The sequence below is a fragment of the Streptosporangium brasiliense genome (assembly GCF_030811595.1).
Lineage (GTDB): Bacteria > Actinomycetota > Actinomycetes > Streptosporangiales > Streptosporangiaceae > Streptosporangium > Streptosporangium brasiliense.
The window spans coordinates 3,006,028-3,020,935 of record NZ_JAUSRB010000002.1; the positions used below are offsets into that span (position 1 = coordinate 3,006,028).

12 protein-coding genes are annotated in these 14,908 nt (G+C 68.8%); 4 read left to right on the forward strand and 8 right to left on the reverse strand.

Annotated elements, in window-relative coordinates; genetic code table 11:
* Nucleotides 1-16 precede the first annotated feature (16 nt).
* From J2S55_RS22615 to J2S55_RS22630, 4 genes are all read right to left on the reverse strand, one after another.
* Nucleotides 17-1,609, reverse strand: coding sequence for a trypsin-like serine peptidase (locus J2S55_RS22615; RefSeq protein WP_306864440.1), 1,593 nt, complete (start codon nt 1,607-1,609; stop codon nt 17-19).
* 847 nt (nt 1,610-2,456) lie between these two features.
* On the reverse strand, nt 2,457-3,521 hold the full coding sequence (locus J2S55_RS22620; RefSeq protein ID WP_306864442.1) for a trypsin-like serine peptidase: 1,065 nt from the start codon (nt 3,519-3,521) through the stop codon (nt 2,457-2,459).
* A 136-nt stretch (nt 3,522-3,657) separates the two neighbouring features.
* On the reverse strand, nt 3,658-4,821 hold the full coding sequence (locus J2S55_RS22625; RefSeq protein WP_306864445.1) for a trypsin-like serine peptidase: 1,164 nt from the start codon (nt 4,819-4,821) through the stop codon (nt 3,658-3,660).
* Nucleotides 4,822-5,027: 206 nt separating this feature from the next.
* A complete protein-coding gene (locus tag J2S55_RS22630; RefSeq protein ID WP_306864448.1) occupies nt 5,028-6,611 on the reverse strand; it encodes a trypsin-like serine peptidase in 1,584 nt (527 codons plus the stop codon).
* 766 nt (nt 6,612-7,377) lie between these two features.
* Here J2S55_RS22630 and J2S55_RS22635 point away from each other — a divergent pair.
* The gene (locus J2S55_RS22635; RefSeq protein WP_306864450.1) at nt 7,378-7,725 is read left to right on the forward strand and encodes an SSI family serine proteinase inhibitor; all 348 of its coding nucleotides are present in this window, start codon (nt 7,378-7,380) and stop codon (nt 7,723-7,725) included.
* Between the two features lie 121 nt (nt 7,726-7,846).
* On the opposite strand, the gene J2S55_RS22640 is transcribed toward J2S55_RS22635, so the two are convergent.
* Nucleotides 7,847-8,959 (reverse strand): trypsin-like serine peptidase, encoded by a 1,113-nt coding sequence (locus J2S55_RS22640; protein ID WP_306864453.1) that lies wholly within the window; start codon nt 8,957-8,959, stop codon nt 7,847-7,849.
* A 317-nt stretch (nt 8,960-9,276) separates the two neighbouring features.
* On the opposite strand from J2S55_RS22640, the gene J2S55_RS22645 reads away from it, so the two are divergent.
* The 3 genes from J2S55_RS22645 (at nt 9,277) to J2S55_RS22655 (ending at nt 12,971) form a co-directional block, all read left to right on the forward strand.
* Nucleotides 9,277-10,737 carry an acetyl-CoA acetyltransferase gene (locus tag J2S55_RS22645; protein WP_306864455.1) on the forward strand — a complete coding sequence of 487 codons (1,461 nt, stop codon included), beginning with the start codon at nt 9,277-9,279 and terminating at the stop codon, nt 10,735-10,737.
* 216 nt (nt 10,738-10,953) lie between these two features.
* Nucleotides 10,954-11,916 (forward strand): zinc-binding dehydrogenase, encoded by a 963-nt coding sequence (locus tag J2S55_RS22650; RefSeq protein ID WP_306864458.1) that lies wholly within the window; start codon nt 10,954-10,956, stop codon nt 11,914-11,916.
* 176 nt (nt 11,917-12,092) lie between these two features.
* Nucleotides 12,093-12,971 carry an oxygenase MpaB family protein gene (locus tag J2S55_RS22655; protein WP_306864461.1) on the forward strand — a complete coding sequence of 293 codons (879 nt, stop codon included), beginning with the start codon at nt 12,093-12,095 and terminating at the stop codon, nt 12,969-12,971.
* 80 nt (nt 12,972-13,051) lie between these two features.
* Here J2S55_RS22655 and J2S55_RS22660 read toward each other — a convergent pair whose 3' ends face one another.
* The 3 genes from J2S55_RS22660 to J2S55_RS22670 form a co-directional block, all read right to left on the reverse strand.
* Nucleotides 13,052-13,783, reverse strand: a complete 732-nt coding sequence (locus J2S55_RS22660; RefSeq protein WP_306864464.1) for a PadR family transcriptional regulator — start codon at nt 13,781-13,783, stop codon at nt 13,052-13,054.
* On the reverse strand, nt 13,780-14,577 hold the full coding sequence (locus J2S55_RS22665; protein WP_306864467.1) for a DUF4097 family beta strand repeat-containing protein: 798 nt from the start codon (nt 14,575-14,577) through the stop codon (nt 13,780-13,782). The genes J2S55_RS22660 and J2S55_RS22665 overlap by 4 nt, the downstream gene beginning before the upstream one ends.
* A 71-nt stretch (nt 14,578-14,648) precedes the next feature.
* On the reverse strand, nt 14,649-14,825 hold the full coding sequence (locus J2S55_RS22670) for a DUF6104 family protein (protein WP_306864470.1): 177 nt from the start codon (nt 14,823-14,825) through the stop codon (nt 14,649-14,651).
* Nucleotides 14,826-14,908 lie beyond the last annotated feature (83 nt).

Here is a 14,908-nt window from a genome sequence, read left to right on the forward strand (position 1 = left end):
CAGGTGATCGTCAGGACTACTTGACGATCGAGCCGGACCACACGTTGGCAGCCTTGTTGTAGATCATGGCGGTCTCGCCATCGAAGTACGCCGAGGTGCTCAGGTCGTAGCGGCCGTTCTTGTCCTGGTCACCGAACAGGCTGGTGACACCGTTGACGTAGCCGAGACGCTTGGCGCTGCTGTACTTGACGAGCCACGGGGAGCCGTTGGCGCCCGGGGTCATCGCGCACTTGAGGCCAACGTGCTCCTCGACCTTCTCAGCCGCGGAGACGTACACCTTGCCGGTGGTCTTGCCGTAGCACCACTTCGGCGTCGTGCCGGTGTAGGCCTTGTTGCCGTCGGGGTGAGCGTCCGCCGGGTAACCGAAGATGTACACGGTCTGGCCGGTCTTCTGGTTCCAGGTGAAGCCCTGGCCACCAACGGCCTCGCCGAGACGGCCGGTGTCCTTGATGAAGCCGTCGATGACGTAGTAGGTCTCGACCCAGTACCGCGTGGCGGTGGTGGTCTTGACCCACTTCTTCACGTAGAACTGCTGCTTGGTCCAGCCAATGACGTTGCCCTTGGCGTCCTTGACCTCTTCGAGGTTGCCCAGGAAGCCGCCGCTGGCCTTCTTCGCCTTGAGCTCGTTGTACTCCTCAAGGCTGATGTTGACCAGGTTGCTCAGACGCTCGAACTTGTTGCCGTTCTCCAGGCCGGAGGGGGCAGCGTCGTACACGCTCTTGACAACCTCGGCGCCGACCAGCTTGACGCCGTCCTTGCCCTCGGCGATGTACTTCTCGATGTTCGCAGCAGCGTCAGCCGGCTTGGCGACGGTCTCGACCTTGGGGTCGACAGCGGCCGACTTGTACGGGCCGTCCTGGCCGTACTTCTCCAGGCCGGCCTTGTACTCGGCCTCGGTGATCGACTTCTCGTCCACGACCTTGGCGCCCGTGTACTTGTCGAAGTCAGCCTTCGTGACCTGCTTGGGGGTGCCGCCGCCGACCTGCACACCGTTGTAGACGGTGACGAAGGCGTAGTCCTTGTCACGGTCGTTGAACATGGTGTAGTCGTAGTGGGTGTACGCCTGCTTGCCGACGAACACACCGAACGGCGCCTTGCCCTGGTAGTAAGCCGGGACGAAGACCCAGTTGTCCATGACACTGGCGTTCTTCTTGTCGTCGTAGACGCAGCTACCGGCCGTGGCGACCAGGTTGCGGTACTTCGACTGGATCGAGGTGGCGGAGCACCACTTGAGGTCGCCCTCAGCGTCAACGAAGAACACCTTGCCGATGGTGCGCGGCAGGTTGATGTTCTTGACGACGGAGGTGGACTTCTTCTCCTCGCCGATGGGGGCGATGGTGCCGGGCTTGCCGTCGGGGGTGTAGCCACCACCGGCGTTCAGCGTCGGCGTCGCCTTGGTCTCCCAGGTGTAGGGGGTCGCCTTGGCGAGGTTGTTGGTGTGGTTGTTGGCCGCGAGCCAGAACTTGGCGACCGCGACGGCGGACGGGGCGTCCTTGGCCATCGTGTCAAAGGCCCAGTCCGGGTTGGCGTTGGCGGTGCCAGCCAGACCGGCGGCCAGCAGGCCGGTGGCGAGAACGGCGCCGCCGGCGGGGAGGAGGATGCGCTTCAAGGTGACTCCTTGGTCTGATGTGGAACGCTTCTTGCGTCCCATGCGTCAGTAAAGGGATAGCCAGAACATACAGGGCTGATCTTGAGGATCGGAAGCCGCTTTGAGGGGTAAGGACCCCATGCGCCGGGCCGAGATCATTCTGTGATGTTTGAACGGCTGCGGAGTGGTTGTTGTGCTTGAGGCTGATGCGCTGCGTTTCCGCAGATAGGCGGGAGCCTGTTGTGAATGTGACCGATGTGGCGTGAGTGCCCCGATACGTTCGGTCACGAGAGCGATGTGACGCAGATCACATCAGATCAATGGCACCGATTTGCCGGAAGTCACGTCTAACGCGCACGATCCGCCGCCGGATCCGGGGTCCCGGGACCCCCGGAAGGCCGGAAAACAGGGCCTTCGAGCCTCCGCGAGGCCCTGGATCGGGGTTCCCGAGCCCTCCGCAAGCCCCGGATCCGGCTCTCAGAGCCTCCGCGAGGCCCTGGATCGGGGTTCCCGAGCCCTCCGCGAGACCCGGATCAAGCCCCTGTGCCCCGGAAAATTCTCGGATCACGCCCTCCGGCCCCTCGCGAGAGCCCGGATCGGGCCTCCGGATCTCGCGGGAAGTCTCCGGCCCGCGCTCTCCGGTCTTCCGGGGCCGGGCCCGGCCTTCCTGGAACCCGGCTGGATCCGGTCTTCCGGGAACCCCGGAGGGGCTTGGAGGGCCCCGGGAGGTCCCCGGGTCGCGTTCTCCGCCCCCGCGGGCCCCGGGTGAGGGCCGCCGACCCCGGAAACGGGTGCGGGACCCGGCGCACGCGCCGGGTCCCGCGGGTGAAGCTGAGGTGCCTGGGCCCCTTGCCGGGGCCGGACAGGCTTACTTGCGGACGATCGAGCCGGACCACACGTTGGCGGCCTTCTTGTAGATGTCGGCCGTCTCGCCGTCGAAGTAGGGCGAGGTGATCAGGTCGTAGCGGTTGTTCTTGTCCTGGTCGCCGAACAGGCTCGTGACGCCGCTGACGTAGCCCAGGCGCCGGCTGCTGCTGTACTGCGACAGCCACGGGCCGCCGTCGGCGCCGGGGGTGAAGGCGCCCTTGAGGCCGACGTGCTCCTCGACCTTCTCCGCGGCGGAGACGTAGATCTTGCCGGACGGCTTGCCGTACACGTACTTGGGCGTCACGCCGCTGTAGGGCTTGTTGCCGTCGGGGTGCGGGGCGGCGGGGTAGCCGAAGGCGTAGACCGGCTTGCCGGTCGGCTGGTTCCAGGTGAAGCCCATGCCGCCGACGTTGTCGCCGAGGCGGCCGACGTCCTTGAGGCCGCGGTCGAAGCCGATGCCGTTGTAGACCGTGACGAAGGCGTAGTCCTTGTCGTAGTCCTCGAAGACGTCGAAGTCGTAGTGCGTCCACGCCTGCTTGCCGACGTAGATGCCCCACGGCACCTTGCCCTGGTAGTAACCCGGGACGAAGACCCACTTGTCCATGGTGTGACCGTTGTTGGCGGTGTCATAGACGCAGTGGGCGGCCGTGGCGACCAGGTTGCGGTACTTCGACTGGATCGAAGTGGCCGAGCACCACCGGAACTCGCCGTTGGCGACGAAGAACACCTTGCCGATGGTCTTGGGCAGGTTGACGTTCTTGACGAGCGCCGGGGTGGGATTCTCCGCGCCGATGGGGGCGATGGTACCGGGCCGCCCGTCGGGGGAGTAGCCGCCGCCGGCGGTCAGCCTGGGGGTCGCGGCGTCGGGCGAGTAGGCGGTCGCCTTCTTCAGGGCCACGTAGTTGGAGGCGGCCCAGAACCTGGCGACGGACAGCGCCGACGCCTCGGTGCCGGCCATCCTGTCGGTGGCCCAGTCCGGCGCGGCCTGGGCGGTGCCGGTCAGGCCGACGGCCAGCAGACCGGTGGCGAGTGCGGCGCCACCGAGGGGGAGAAGAGAGTGCTTCAAAAGAGGTGCTCCTTGCGCTGCAACGTCTCCAGAAGTCTGGAAACTGCGGGACGACAAGCAACAAACCTATGTAGGCCCCTGAATACAGAAGTGCGACCTAAGGCTCCCTTAAGGCGTATTTAAGACGCCTATAAGGTCATCTAGCCCGCTGGCTGTCCGCCCACCGATAGACGACGTAGGTCGACGCGATGAAGTACGGCGAGGAGATCAGGTCGTACTTGCGGTCGGTGTCGGTGTCCCAGGCGAAGCTGTTGACACCGTTGATGTAGCCGAGGCCGGTCTCGGGGTCGTAGTCGACCAGCCAGGGGCCGCCGCTCGCCCCGCCGGTGAACCCGCACTTGAGCGCGACGCCCAGCTCGACCAGGCGGGCGGGGGCCGTCCTCCGGCTGGTGCGCCCGCTGCACCAGCGCAGCTTCTGGCCGTCGTAGGGCCTGCTGCCGTCGGCCTGGGGGGCGGCGGGGTAGCCGAAGGCGAGAGTGGACTGGTTGATGCCGCGCCTGACCACCAGGCCCTGGCCGCCGACGTTGTCCTCCAGGCTGCCCACGGACTCCATCTCATAGGTGTTCGCGGTCTTGCCAGGCTTCCACTTGAACCCGTCGTGCACGTTGACGAAGGCGTAGTCGTAGTCGTAGTCGCCCTCGCCGACGAAGCTCTCGTGCAGGTTGAGGGAGTGACCGACGTAGATCCCGTAAGGGGTGGCGCCCCTGTCGTAGCCCGGGATGAAGATCCAGTAGTCGGCGTTCTTGGCCTGCTTGGCGTCGTAGGCGCAGTGCCCGGCCGTGGCGACCAGGCTGCGGCTCTTGGAGGCCACCGCCGAGGCGGAGCACCAGTAGTCCTTGTCCCCGATCCGGAAGAACACCTTGCCGACGGACATCGGGGAGTTCCCGATGACAGGGGGAGTGTCCTTCGGGAGCGTGGGCCTGACGGTGCCGGCGGTCGCGCCGCTGCTGTAGGCCGTGGTGGCCGTCGCCTTGCTGCCCGCCGCGGCGGCGGTGGCCGTGGTGGCGGTGCCGGTGGGCGTGGGAGAGGCGGGCGCCGAGGAGGTGGTGCCGCCGCTGGGCCTGATCTCGGGCGTGGCGGGGGTGTTGTCCTGCGCCTCCTTGAGCCTGGCCGGGCTCCAGTACTCCGCGATCCGCTTCATGTCCGCGCTGTTCTTGGTCAGCGTGATGGAGGTGATGCTGCTGGGCGCGTAGAGGGCGCCGTCGGCGTTCGCGGCCCCGGCGGGCGCGGACATCACGAGCACACCACTGGCGACGAGGGCGCCGAGTGTGGTCGCGAACCGCCGTGCGCGGGGGAACATGAAGGCCGTTTCCTTCGGGGGATCAGGGGTGGAATGGAGGGCTGTAAGAGGTGATTTTTCCAGATCAACTAAGTTTTGGGCAGCTCAGTTGCTTGATCCGCTTTACACCGTTATCCAGTTAAGTCTTACCTGATAGGCATAAGCACCCCGTCAAAGGGTGGGAGAGCCCTGTGGCAGCGGCCCTCCCACCCTTACGACGTCGTCGCTCAGCCCGGGAGCTTGCCGGTCCAGAGGTTGGCGGCGTGCTTGTAGATGCCGTAGGTCTCACCGTTGAAGTACGGGGTGGTGACCCGGTCGTAGCGGTTGTTCTTGTCGCTGTCGATCGTCAGGCTCACGACGCCGTTGAGGTAGCCGGTCCGCGTGCTGCTCTTGTACTGCAGCAGGAACGGGCCGCCGCTGGCGCCCGGGGTGAAGGCGCACTTGATCGCCTGCTGCTCCTCGGCCTTGAAGGCCGAGACGACGGGCGCGGCGCCGGTGGTGCCGTAGCACCACTTCATGGTGTGCCCGGAGTAGGGCTTGTTGCCGTCGGGGTGGGCGGAGGTCGGGTAGCCGAAGGTGAAGACCTTCTTGCCCAGCTTCTGGTTCCAGGTGAAGCCCTGGCCGCCGACGTTGTCGCCGAGGCGGCCGGAGTCGGCCATGAGCACCACGAAGTACTTCGTGTGGAAGTACAGCTCCTTGACGGTGGTCTTGACCCACTTCTTGACGAAGTACTGGGTCTTGAACCAGGCGATCTCGGTGCCGTTGGCGTCCTTGGTCGCCTCAAGCTTGCCCAGGAAGTTGCCGTTGCCCTTCTCCTTGAGGAGCCTGGCGTACTCCTCCTGGCTGATCGGGGTCTTGACGGTCTTCCGCTCGAACTTGTTGCCGTTCTCGAAGCCCGAGGGAGCCTTGGCGTAGACGCTCTCGACGACCTCGGCGGCGGTCAGCTTGACGCCGTTCTTGCCGGTGGCGATGTACTCGTCGACGTTCTTGGAGGTGACGTCGGCGGGCTTGGCCACGGTCTCGACGGTCGGGTCGGCCGCCTTCTTCCAGTACGGGCCGAGCTCGCCGTACTTCTCGTAGCCCGCCTCGAACTCGGACTTGGAGATCGCCTTGTCCTCGGTGTACTTGAAGCCCTTGGCGGCCTCGTACTCCGAGCGGTTGACCTCCTTGACGCCCGTCTGCTTGAAGCCGTTGTAGACGTTGACGAAGGCGTAGTCGTAGTCGTAGTCCTCGAAGACGGTGAAGTCGTCGTGGGTGTTGACCTTGGCGCCGACGTAGATGCCCCAGGGAGCCTTGCCCTGGTAGTAGCCGGGGATGAACACGAAGTTGCTGAACGGCTTGTTCGTGTCGGTGTCGTAGACACAGTGGGCCGCGGTGGCGACCAGGTTGCGGTACTTCGACTGGATCGAGGAACCGGAGCACCAGCGCTCCTGGCCCTTGTCGTCAAGGAAGAAGACCTTGCCGACGGTGATGGGCAGGTTCAGGTTCTTCGACCGGCCCGCGGACTTGCCGCCCTCGCCGGTGGGGGCGATGGTGCCCGGCTTGCCGTCGGCGGCGGCCTTGGCGGCGCCGGTCTTCGTCAGCTTGGCCGAGACGGTGGAGTCGGCGACGTAGCTCTTGGCGGACTTGAGCTTGGAGGAGGTCCAGTAGCCCGCGATGGCCTTCGCGTTACCGGAGGAGGTGAGCGCCGACGACTTGATGTCGGGCTGGGGCGCTGCCTGGGCGGCGCTTGCGAGGGGGACGCCGATCATGGTGGTGGCCACGAGGGCACCGCCGAGGGGGAGGACCAGGCGCTTGGCTCGGGAGTTCAATCTAGCTCCTTCTTTGTCATGGGCCACTCGGGACGACGGCCCACGCATGCGTAAAGAGACAAGACGAGACCGTACTAGGCAAAGAACGGTTAAAGAGCAACAAATCGGACAGAAGCTCGGACCGATATGAGTTCGTTACCAAAATCGTGGAACCGAATTTTCAAGATCCGCGTCTGATCTACCTTCCCTTGACCGAACCCGCGGGCGTGTGCCGTACAAGACCATGACCTGCGAAAACATGAGAGTCGGTCGTTGCTGGGGCGGGACGCTTGGGGGACGCTGAGCGGGCACTCGACACGATGTGAAATCGGGGGATTTCATGCGACGTCTCTTCCATCTGGCAGCCGCCGGAGCCTTCGTGTTCTCCACCACGGCTGCCGCTGTACCACCGCCGCCGGTGCCCAACGGGCCCGGCCCGGCCGTCCCGCTGCCGGCTCCGCGGCCTGTCCCGCAGCCGGTGCCGCCATGGTCCGGCCCGGGCAGGCCCGGCCCCGGCGGGCCCGGTCCGCACTGGCCCGGTCCGGGGGGATCCGGTCCGCACTGGCCGGGGCCCAACTGGCCCGGTGGGCCCGGCCCGAACTGGCCCGGCCCGGGCAGGCCGGTCCCGCCGCGTCCGATCCCGCCGCGTCCGGTCCCGCACTGGCCCGCTCCGCACTGGCCGGGTCCGCAGTGGCCGGGCCCGAACTGGCACGGTCCGTACTGGCCCGGTTCGCACTGGCCGGGCCCGACCTGGCTCAGCTCCAACTGGCCCGGCCCGGGTGTGCCGGTGCCGGTCAGGCCGATCGCGCAGCTGCTGCCGCCCGGCAGCACGAAGGCGTTCGTGCTGAGCATCGCCGAGGGGGAGAACTCGGCGGCCGCGGCCCGTCACGTCCTGCTGGTGTGCGACCCGCCGTACGGCACGCACCCCACCCCGGTCGCGGCGTGTGAGGCGCTGGCCCAGGTGGGAGGCGACATCGCCAGGCTCAGGCCGCTGCCGAACCTGGTGTGCGCGATGGCCTACGACCCGATCACGGTGACCGCGACCGGTATCTGGGACGGCCGGTCCATCCGGTACGAGCAGACCTTCGGCAACGCGTGCTCGCTGCGCGGCACCACCGGTCTGATCTTCTCCTAGCGCGCCGCGGTCCCTGTGGCGCCGGAACGCGGAGGGGCCCGGTCGGGAGACCGGGCCCCTCGTCGCGCCGGGCCGGCCGAATGGCCTCACAGCCGGTGCGGTGCGATGTGCCGTGCCGCGGTCAGTTGGTCCAGCGGTTGGCCGCGACCTTGTAGACCTGGTAGGTGTCCCCGTTGAAGTACGGCGAGGAGATCTTGTCGTACCGGTCGTTCTTGTCGGTGTCCCACGCGACGCTGTTGACGCCGTTGAGGTAGCCGGTCCGGGTGGAGTTCTTGTACTTCAGCAGCCAGGGGCCGCCGCTGGCGCCCGCGGTGAAGGCGCACTTGAAGCCGGTGTGCTCCTGGAGGTTGTACTTCGGCGCGGCGGGCATGGCGCCGGTCGTGCCGTAGCACCACTTCATGGTGCGGCCGGTGAAGGGCCTGTCCCCGTCGGGGTGGAGGCCGGTCGGGTAGCCGAAGGAGAAGACCTTGCCCTTGACCTTCTGGTTCCAGGCGAAGCCCTGGCCGCCGACGTTGTCGCCGAGCCTGCCGACGTTCTTGATGACCGGCTTCCACGTGCCGGCGGAGTCCTTCTCCCAGTTCACCTTGGACCCGGAGTGGACGTTGACGAAGGCGTAGTCGAAGTCGTAGTCCTCCTTCACCACGAAGTCGTCGTGCGCGTTGAACCACTTGGCCGCGTAGATGCCGTAGGGGTTCTTGCCGTTCCACGCCTGGTCGCCGTCCCAGTAGGACGGGATGAAGATCCAGTTGTCGTAGAACCGGTTGGTCTTCACGTCGTAGACGCAGTGCGCCGAGGTGGCGACCAGGTTGCGGTACCTGCCCTGGACGGAGCTGCCGGAGCAGTACTTCCAGCTGCCCGGGTCCAGCGGGTTGGCGCCCGGCAGGGTGAAGAAGATCCGGCCGACGGTGTTGGGCAGGTTGACCTGCTTGCTCTTGGCCGACCTGGTGCCCTCCTGGCCGGTCGGCGGGACCGATCCGGGCCGCCCGTCGGGGCCGGCCGCGCTGGAGGCCCTGCCGCCCTTGACGCTGATGTCGAGGTCGCCGGTCGCGTCGGTGGCCTTGCGCATCCGCTCCGGGGACCAGAAGGCGGTGGCCTCCGTGGGCGTCTCCGAGGCGGCCGAACTGACCACGTCGCTGGGGGCCGTACCGGCGTTGGCGCCGGTGGTGGCGCCGATCACTCCGGCGATCAGAAGGCCGGTGAGGGGGATCGTGAGGCGCCGTGCTCGGGGGTTCAATGGAGCTCCTCTCGTTCTCGGCCAGGGACGGGACATCCCTTGCCAGGAAAACGTTCGGAACGTTACTGAATGGATCAAGAAGCCGGATGGGAATTGACGAGAAAAGGCCGGAAATGGTTCCCCTTGATGCGGAGCTGTTATTTAAATAGCCATTAGTTATAATTTAACCAGTAGGTATCCTCCCAGGTGGGCTGGGGTTTCAGGTCGATGGGGCGGCATCCCGGGCATCACTGGTAGCAGTCCTTACCGCCGGTTTCCCGGGTAACTCAAACAACTCCGGACTATTAACCCGAATGATGTTCTGGTTGGATGTCCGCATGAGCGTAGATCCTCGGACTCCCTGCCTCATCGGCGTCGCCCAGCACACGGTCCGCGAGCAGCCGGGGCCGGAACCGCTGGATCTGTGGGAGCTGGCCGCCCGCGAGGCCGCCGCCGACGCCGGGGCGCCCGGCGTGCTGGAGCGCCTCGACTCGATCCAGGTCGTCTACACCGAGTCCTGGCAGTACGACGACCCGGCGGCCAGGCTCGCCGAGCGCCTGGGGGTCGCCCCCCGGCACCGGGCCTACTCCACGGTGAGCGGTACGGCTCCGCAGCTGCTCCTGGGTGAGGCGGCCGGCCGGATCGCCGCGGGGGAGATGGACGCCGCGCTGGTCGCCGGGGCGGAGGCGCTGGCCACGCGCAGGGCCCTGCGCCTGGCGGGGGAGCGTGTCAGGTGGAGCCACCCGGCCGTCCCCAGACCGCCCTACGGCTGGGAGCGTCCCCCGCACCCGGACGAGCTGGCCCACGAGCTGTTCCTGCCGGTCCACACCTACGCGATCATGGAGACCGCCCGGCGGGCCGCGGACCGGGAGTCCCTGGAGGAGGAACGGTCGGGCCGGGGCCGGATGATGGCCCCGATGACGGAGGTCGCCGCGGCCAACCCGCACGCCTGGCACCGGGAGGTCCGGACGCCGCAGGAGCTGGTCACCGTGTCGCGGGACAACCGGACCGTCGGCTGGCCGTACACCAGGCGGACCGTCGCGGTCATGGAGGTGGACCAGGCCGCTGCCGCGATCATGGTCAGCACCGGGCTCGCCGACCGGCTCGGCGTCCCCCGGGACAGACGTGTCCACCTGCGGGGGTGGGCCTACGCCGAGGACACCTGGGAGGTCGCGGCCCGGCCGGAGCCCGGCTCCTCCCCGGCGATGAAGGCCGCGGCCCGGCGGGCCTTCGCGCGGGCGGGCGTCGGCCTCGACGACGTCGGCGCGCTGGACCTCTACAGCTGTTTCGCGATCGCGCTCCGCTCGGCCTGCGCCGCGACGGGGCTCGACCCGCTCGACCCGCGGGGGCTGACGGTCACCGGCGGCCTGCCGTACGCCGGCGGGCCGGGCAGCGACTACGTCCTGCACTCCACCGCGGCGATGGCCGGACGCCTGCGTGCCGCGCCGGGGCACGGCCTGGTCACCGGGGTCGGCATGCATCTGACCAAGCACACCTACGCGATCTGGTCGACCGAGCCGGGCGGCTCGCTCGGCGACGGCGAGCCGGTCCACACCGCCGAGCCGGTGCCGATCGTGACGGGGTACGAGGGGGCCGCGACCGTCGCCGGATACACCGTCGCGCACGGCAGGGACGGTGCGGCCGACCGCGGCGTCCTCATCGCCGACCTGCCCGGCGGGGGCCGTGCGCACGCCCAGCTCCGCCACCCCGACCTGATCGCCGAGGCCGAGTCCCGGGAGCTCGTCGGCAGGAAGGTCCGCCTGGCCGCCGACGGTCCGGTGAACGTCGCGACCTGGTGAAGGCCGCGACCCGCCGGCGGCGGTGGTCCCCGGCGGTGACGGGTCCGGGGCGGGGGCCGGGGCCCGCCGGACGGGTGAGCGCCGCGGTCCTGGAGCGGAGCGGCGTGCCGGAGGGGAGTCCGCCGGACGGGGGAGCGCCGTGGTCCCGGAGGCGCGCGGCGCGCCGGAGGGGAGTTCGCCGGCGCCGTGGTCGAGCCGGAGGCGTAGGGTGCGGCCATGTTTGCCGTAACCGCCACACAGACCGATCCCGACAACCCGCTCGCCGGGCTCACGCTCGGCGAGCACCCCGAACCCAAGGTCCCCGACGGCTGGACCACCGTCACGGTGCGGGCCGCCGCGCTCAACCACCACGACCTGTGGACGCTCAAGGGCGTGGGCATCCGCCAGGAGCGGCTGCCCATCGTGCTGGGCGGCGACGCCGCCGGAGTCGACGAGGACGGCAACGAGGTCATCGTGCACTCGGTGATCGGCAGCGGTGCCGACGAGACGCTCGACCCCAAGCGGTCCCTGCTGTCGGAGGTGTACGACGGCACCTTCGCCGAGCGGGTCGCCGTCCCCCGGCGCAACCTGGTGCCCAAGCCCGCCGCGCTCAGCTTCGAGGAGGCGGCCTGCCTGCCCACCGCGTGGCTGACCGCCTACCGGATGCTGTTCGACAAGGCGGGGCTGGAGCCGGGCTCGACCGTGCTGGTCCAGGGGGCCGGAGGCGGGGTGGCCACCGCGCTGATCGCGCTGGGCCGGGCCGGCGGTTACCGGGTCTGGGCCACCAGCCGCTCGGAGGAGAAGCGGGCCCGGGCGCTCGACCTGGGCGCCGACCGGGTCTTCGAGAGCGGAGCCCGGCTGCCCGAGCGGGTCGACGCGGTGATGGAGACCGTCGGCCAGGCCACCTGGGACCACTCGCTGAAGGCGCTGCGCCCCGGTGGCCGGATCGTGGTCTCCGGAGCGACCAGCGGCGCCGTCCCCCCGGCCGACCTGAACCGGGTCTTCTTCCTGCAGCTGTCGGTGGTCGGCTCGACGATGGGCACCCGCGACCAGCTCGCCCGCCTGGCCCGCTTCCTGGAGCAGACGGGCCTCCGGCCGGCGATCGACCGGACGCTCCCGCTGGCCGGGGCCCGTGAGGGGTTCGCGGCCATGCACGAGGGGGACGTGTTCGGGAAGATCGTCTTCACCGCGGCAGGCTGAGCCGGCCCTCCGAACCACTCCCGGGCCACCCCTGATCGGCCCGCCGCCGGCCCGCCAGGTGGCGGCGGGCCGGCCCGGAGCGGGGTGACTCAGATCATGGCATGTAAGTAACGGGTTACTTTTTGACTTTCCGGGTGATAGACACGGATAGGAGACGTATTTCCCGGAGGCCCGGCATGACCGACGCGACCGCACACCCCGACCCCGAACCCTTCGGCCCCGGCACCCTGCTGTGGGAGGGCATGGGGGACCACCGGCTGATGCTCCTGCTGGGCGGCGCCCTCGTCATGCAGGTCATGCACCCGGCCGTCGGCGCCGCGATCGGCGACCACTCGGTCTACCGGGCCGACCCCTGGGGGCGGCTCAGCCGCTCGCTGACCTCGCTGCAGACTTGGGTGTACGGCGGGGCGGAGGCGATCGACGAGGGCAGGCGCCTGCGGGAGATGCACAAGGACATCCAGGGGACCGACGCCCAGGGCCGGAGATATCACGCGCTGAGCGCCGAGCCGTACGCCTGGGTGCACCTGACCGCCTTCGAGCGGGCCGTCACCATGGCGGAGTACTTCGGCCGGCCGTACACCCCGCAGGAGGAACGGCGGCTGTATGAGGAGGTCATCCATCTCGGCCGGATCCTGCGGGTCCCCGAGCGGATGTTCCCCGCCACCGTCGACGACTACTGGCGCTACTTCCACGACATGGTCGACACCACACTGGAGAACCACCCGACCGCCCACGACGTGCTGCGCACCGCGCTGACCGTGGGCCCGCCGCCGATCATGCCCGCGGCGCTGCGCGGGCTGTGGGGCCCGCTCGGACTCACCTCAGGCCGGGTCAACCACTTCGTCACGGTCGGCACCCTGCCGCCCGCCGTACGCCAGAAGCTGGGGCTGGCGTGGACCGCACGCGACGAGATGCGGCTGCGCCGGCTCGGCCGGGCGGTCGCGGCGACCGTGCCGCGCCTGCCCGAACGGGCCAGATACATGCCGATCGCCTACCGGGCCAGACAGGCCGCACGGGCTCGGGAGCGTCTCGTCCGCGCCATGCGCGTCGCCTGACTGCCGGGGTACGGCCGGCCCGGGCATCCGGGACGGGAACCCCGACAGCAGGAGGGGCGGGCGCGGACCGTACAGCAGGATCACCGGAGCGCGTCGCGGATGCGACGGGCGGCGTCGTAGAGGGCGTCCTGCGCGCTGGCCAGCGTCTCCTCCGTCACCTGCGCCCGCCTGGCGTCCTCACGGATCTCCTCGACGAACTCGGCCAGCATCCGCCCGAGCCGGGCGTCGCTGTCGGGTGACCCGTGCCCGGTGAAGCCCTCGGCCCAGATGCGCTTCCAGTCGTGCTGCCACTCCTTGGTCTGGCGCTGCCATTCCTGCTTCTGGCGCTGCCACTCACGCTTCTGCCGCTGCCACTCGGCCTTCTGCTCCCGCCAGGCGTCACGCTGCTGCTGCTTGGCCTGCCGCTGCTCCTGCTTGGCGCCCTGGCGCACGTCGCGCGCCATCTGGGTGAGCTCCTCGCGCAGCGACTTCACGGTGTCGCGCACGTCCTCCTTGACCTCGCGGGCGATGTCGCGGACGGAGTCGGAGATCTCCTGTTCGAGGTCGGCGAGCTCGTCGAGCCGGGCGTTCAGCTCCTCGTGGCCCTGGTCGGTGAGGGTGAAGACCTTCTTGCCGTCCACGACCTCGTGGGTGACCAGGCCCTCCTCCTCCAGCCGGGCCAGGCGGGGGTAGATCGTGCCGGGCGAGGGCGAGTAGACGCCCAGGAACCGGTCCTGCAGCAGCCGGATCACCTCGTAGCCGTGGCGCGGGCTCTCCTGGAGCAACTTGAGGAGGTAAAGACGGAGCCGCCCGTGGCCGAAGACCGGGCTCATGCCTGCTCTCCCTTCAGCAGAGTGACGTCCGCCGAGACGGTGGTCGCCGACAGGGACGCCATGCCGCCGCCGAGCCGGCCGGTCAGCGTCTTCACGCCGGGCTGGCTGGAGTGGTCGAGCCCGGGGAAGGCGGCGGCGAGCCGGCCGGAGGTGGAGCGGAGCGTGACATCGGTCTCGACCGCGTGCGGCAGCCGGAGCACTATGTCGCCCGAGACGCTGTTCAGCGTCACGTGGCCGGTCGGGGGGAGCTCCAGGTCGGCGGTGATCCGGCCGGAGACGGTGGTGGCGCGCAGGCGGCGGGGCGTGCCCTGGGCCACGGTCAGCTCGCCCGAGACGCTCTTGAAGGACAGGTCGCCGACCAGGCTGCGGCTCTCCATGTCGCCGGAGACGGTGTCGGCGTGGATCTCGCCGCTCACCCCGTCGAGCACGATCTCACCGGAGACGCTCTTGACCGAGGTGCGGCTCTCGAAGCCGGCGACGACGGCCGAGGCGGAGACCACTCCCACGTTGACCGGGCACTCTTTCGGAACGGTCAGCGTCAGCGTGGTCTCCCGGCGCCCGGCACGGAGCCAGCCGAGCAGGCCGTCCCAGGTCAGGTCCTTGTAGGCGACGGTGAGCGTGCCGTCGTCCTCGTGGGTGACGATCAGGGGAGAGTCGTCGATGCCGGCGACCTCAAGGGTGGACGGGCCGTCACTGGCCAGCACCGCCAGCCGGCCCGCCACGATCCGGACGTTGAGCCTGCTCACGGAGTCGAAGGCGAGCTGCTCGGGTTTCTCGATGGTCCACTGCCGCATGTTCGTGACCTCCTTGTACAAGACACGATATGTCGCGTTGTGCGAGGAGGTCAAGATATATCGCGTTCTTCTTACTCGTCCTCGTCGTCCAGCCGGGCCAGCCAGGTGGCCAGCCGTTCCACCGGGGTCTCGAACTCGGGGTTCAGGTCGACGAACTCGCGCAGCCGCTCGGCCAGCCAGACGATGTTGACCTCTTCCTCGCCGCGGCGCTCGACGAGCTCCTCGATGCCCCGATCGGTGAAGTACATCCTTCTCCTCCAGTAACGGGAAGTCCCCCACAGAGGTTCCTGTGGGGGACTTCCGAAGGTGACGCCCAGGCCCTGTCCCGCGG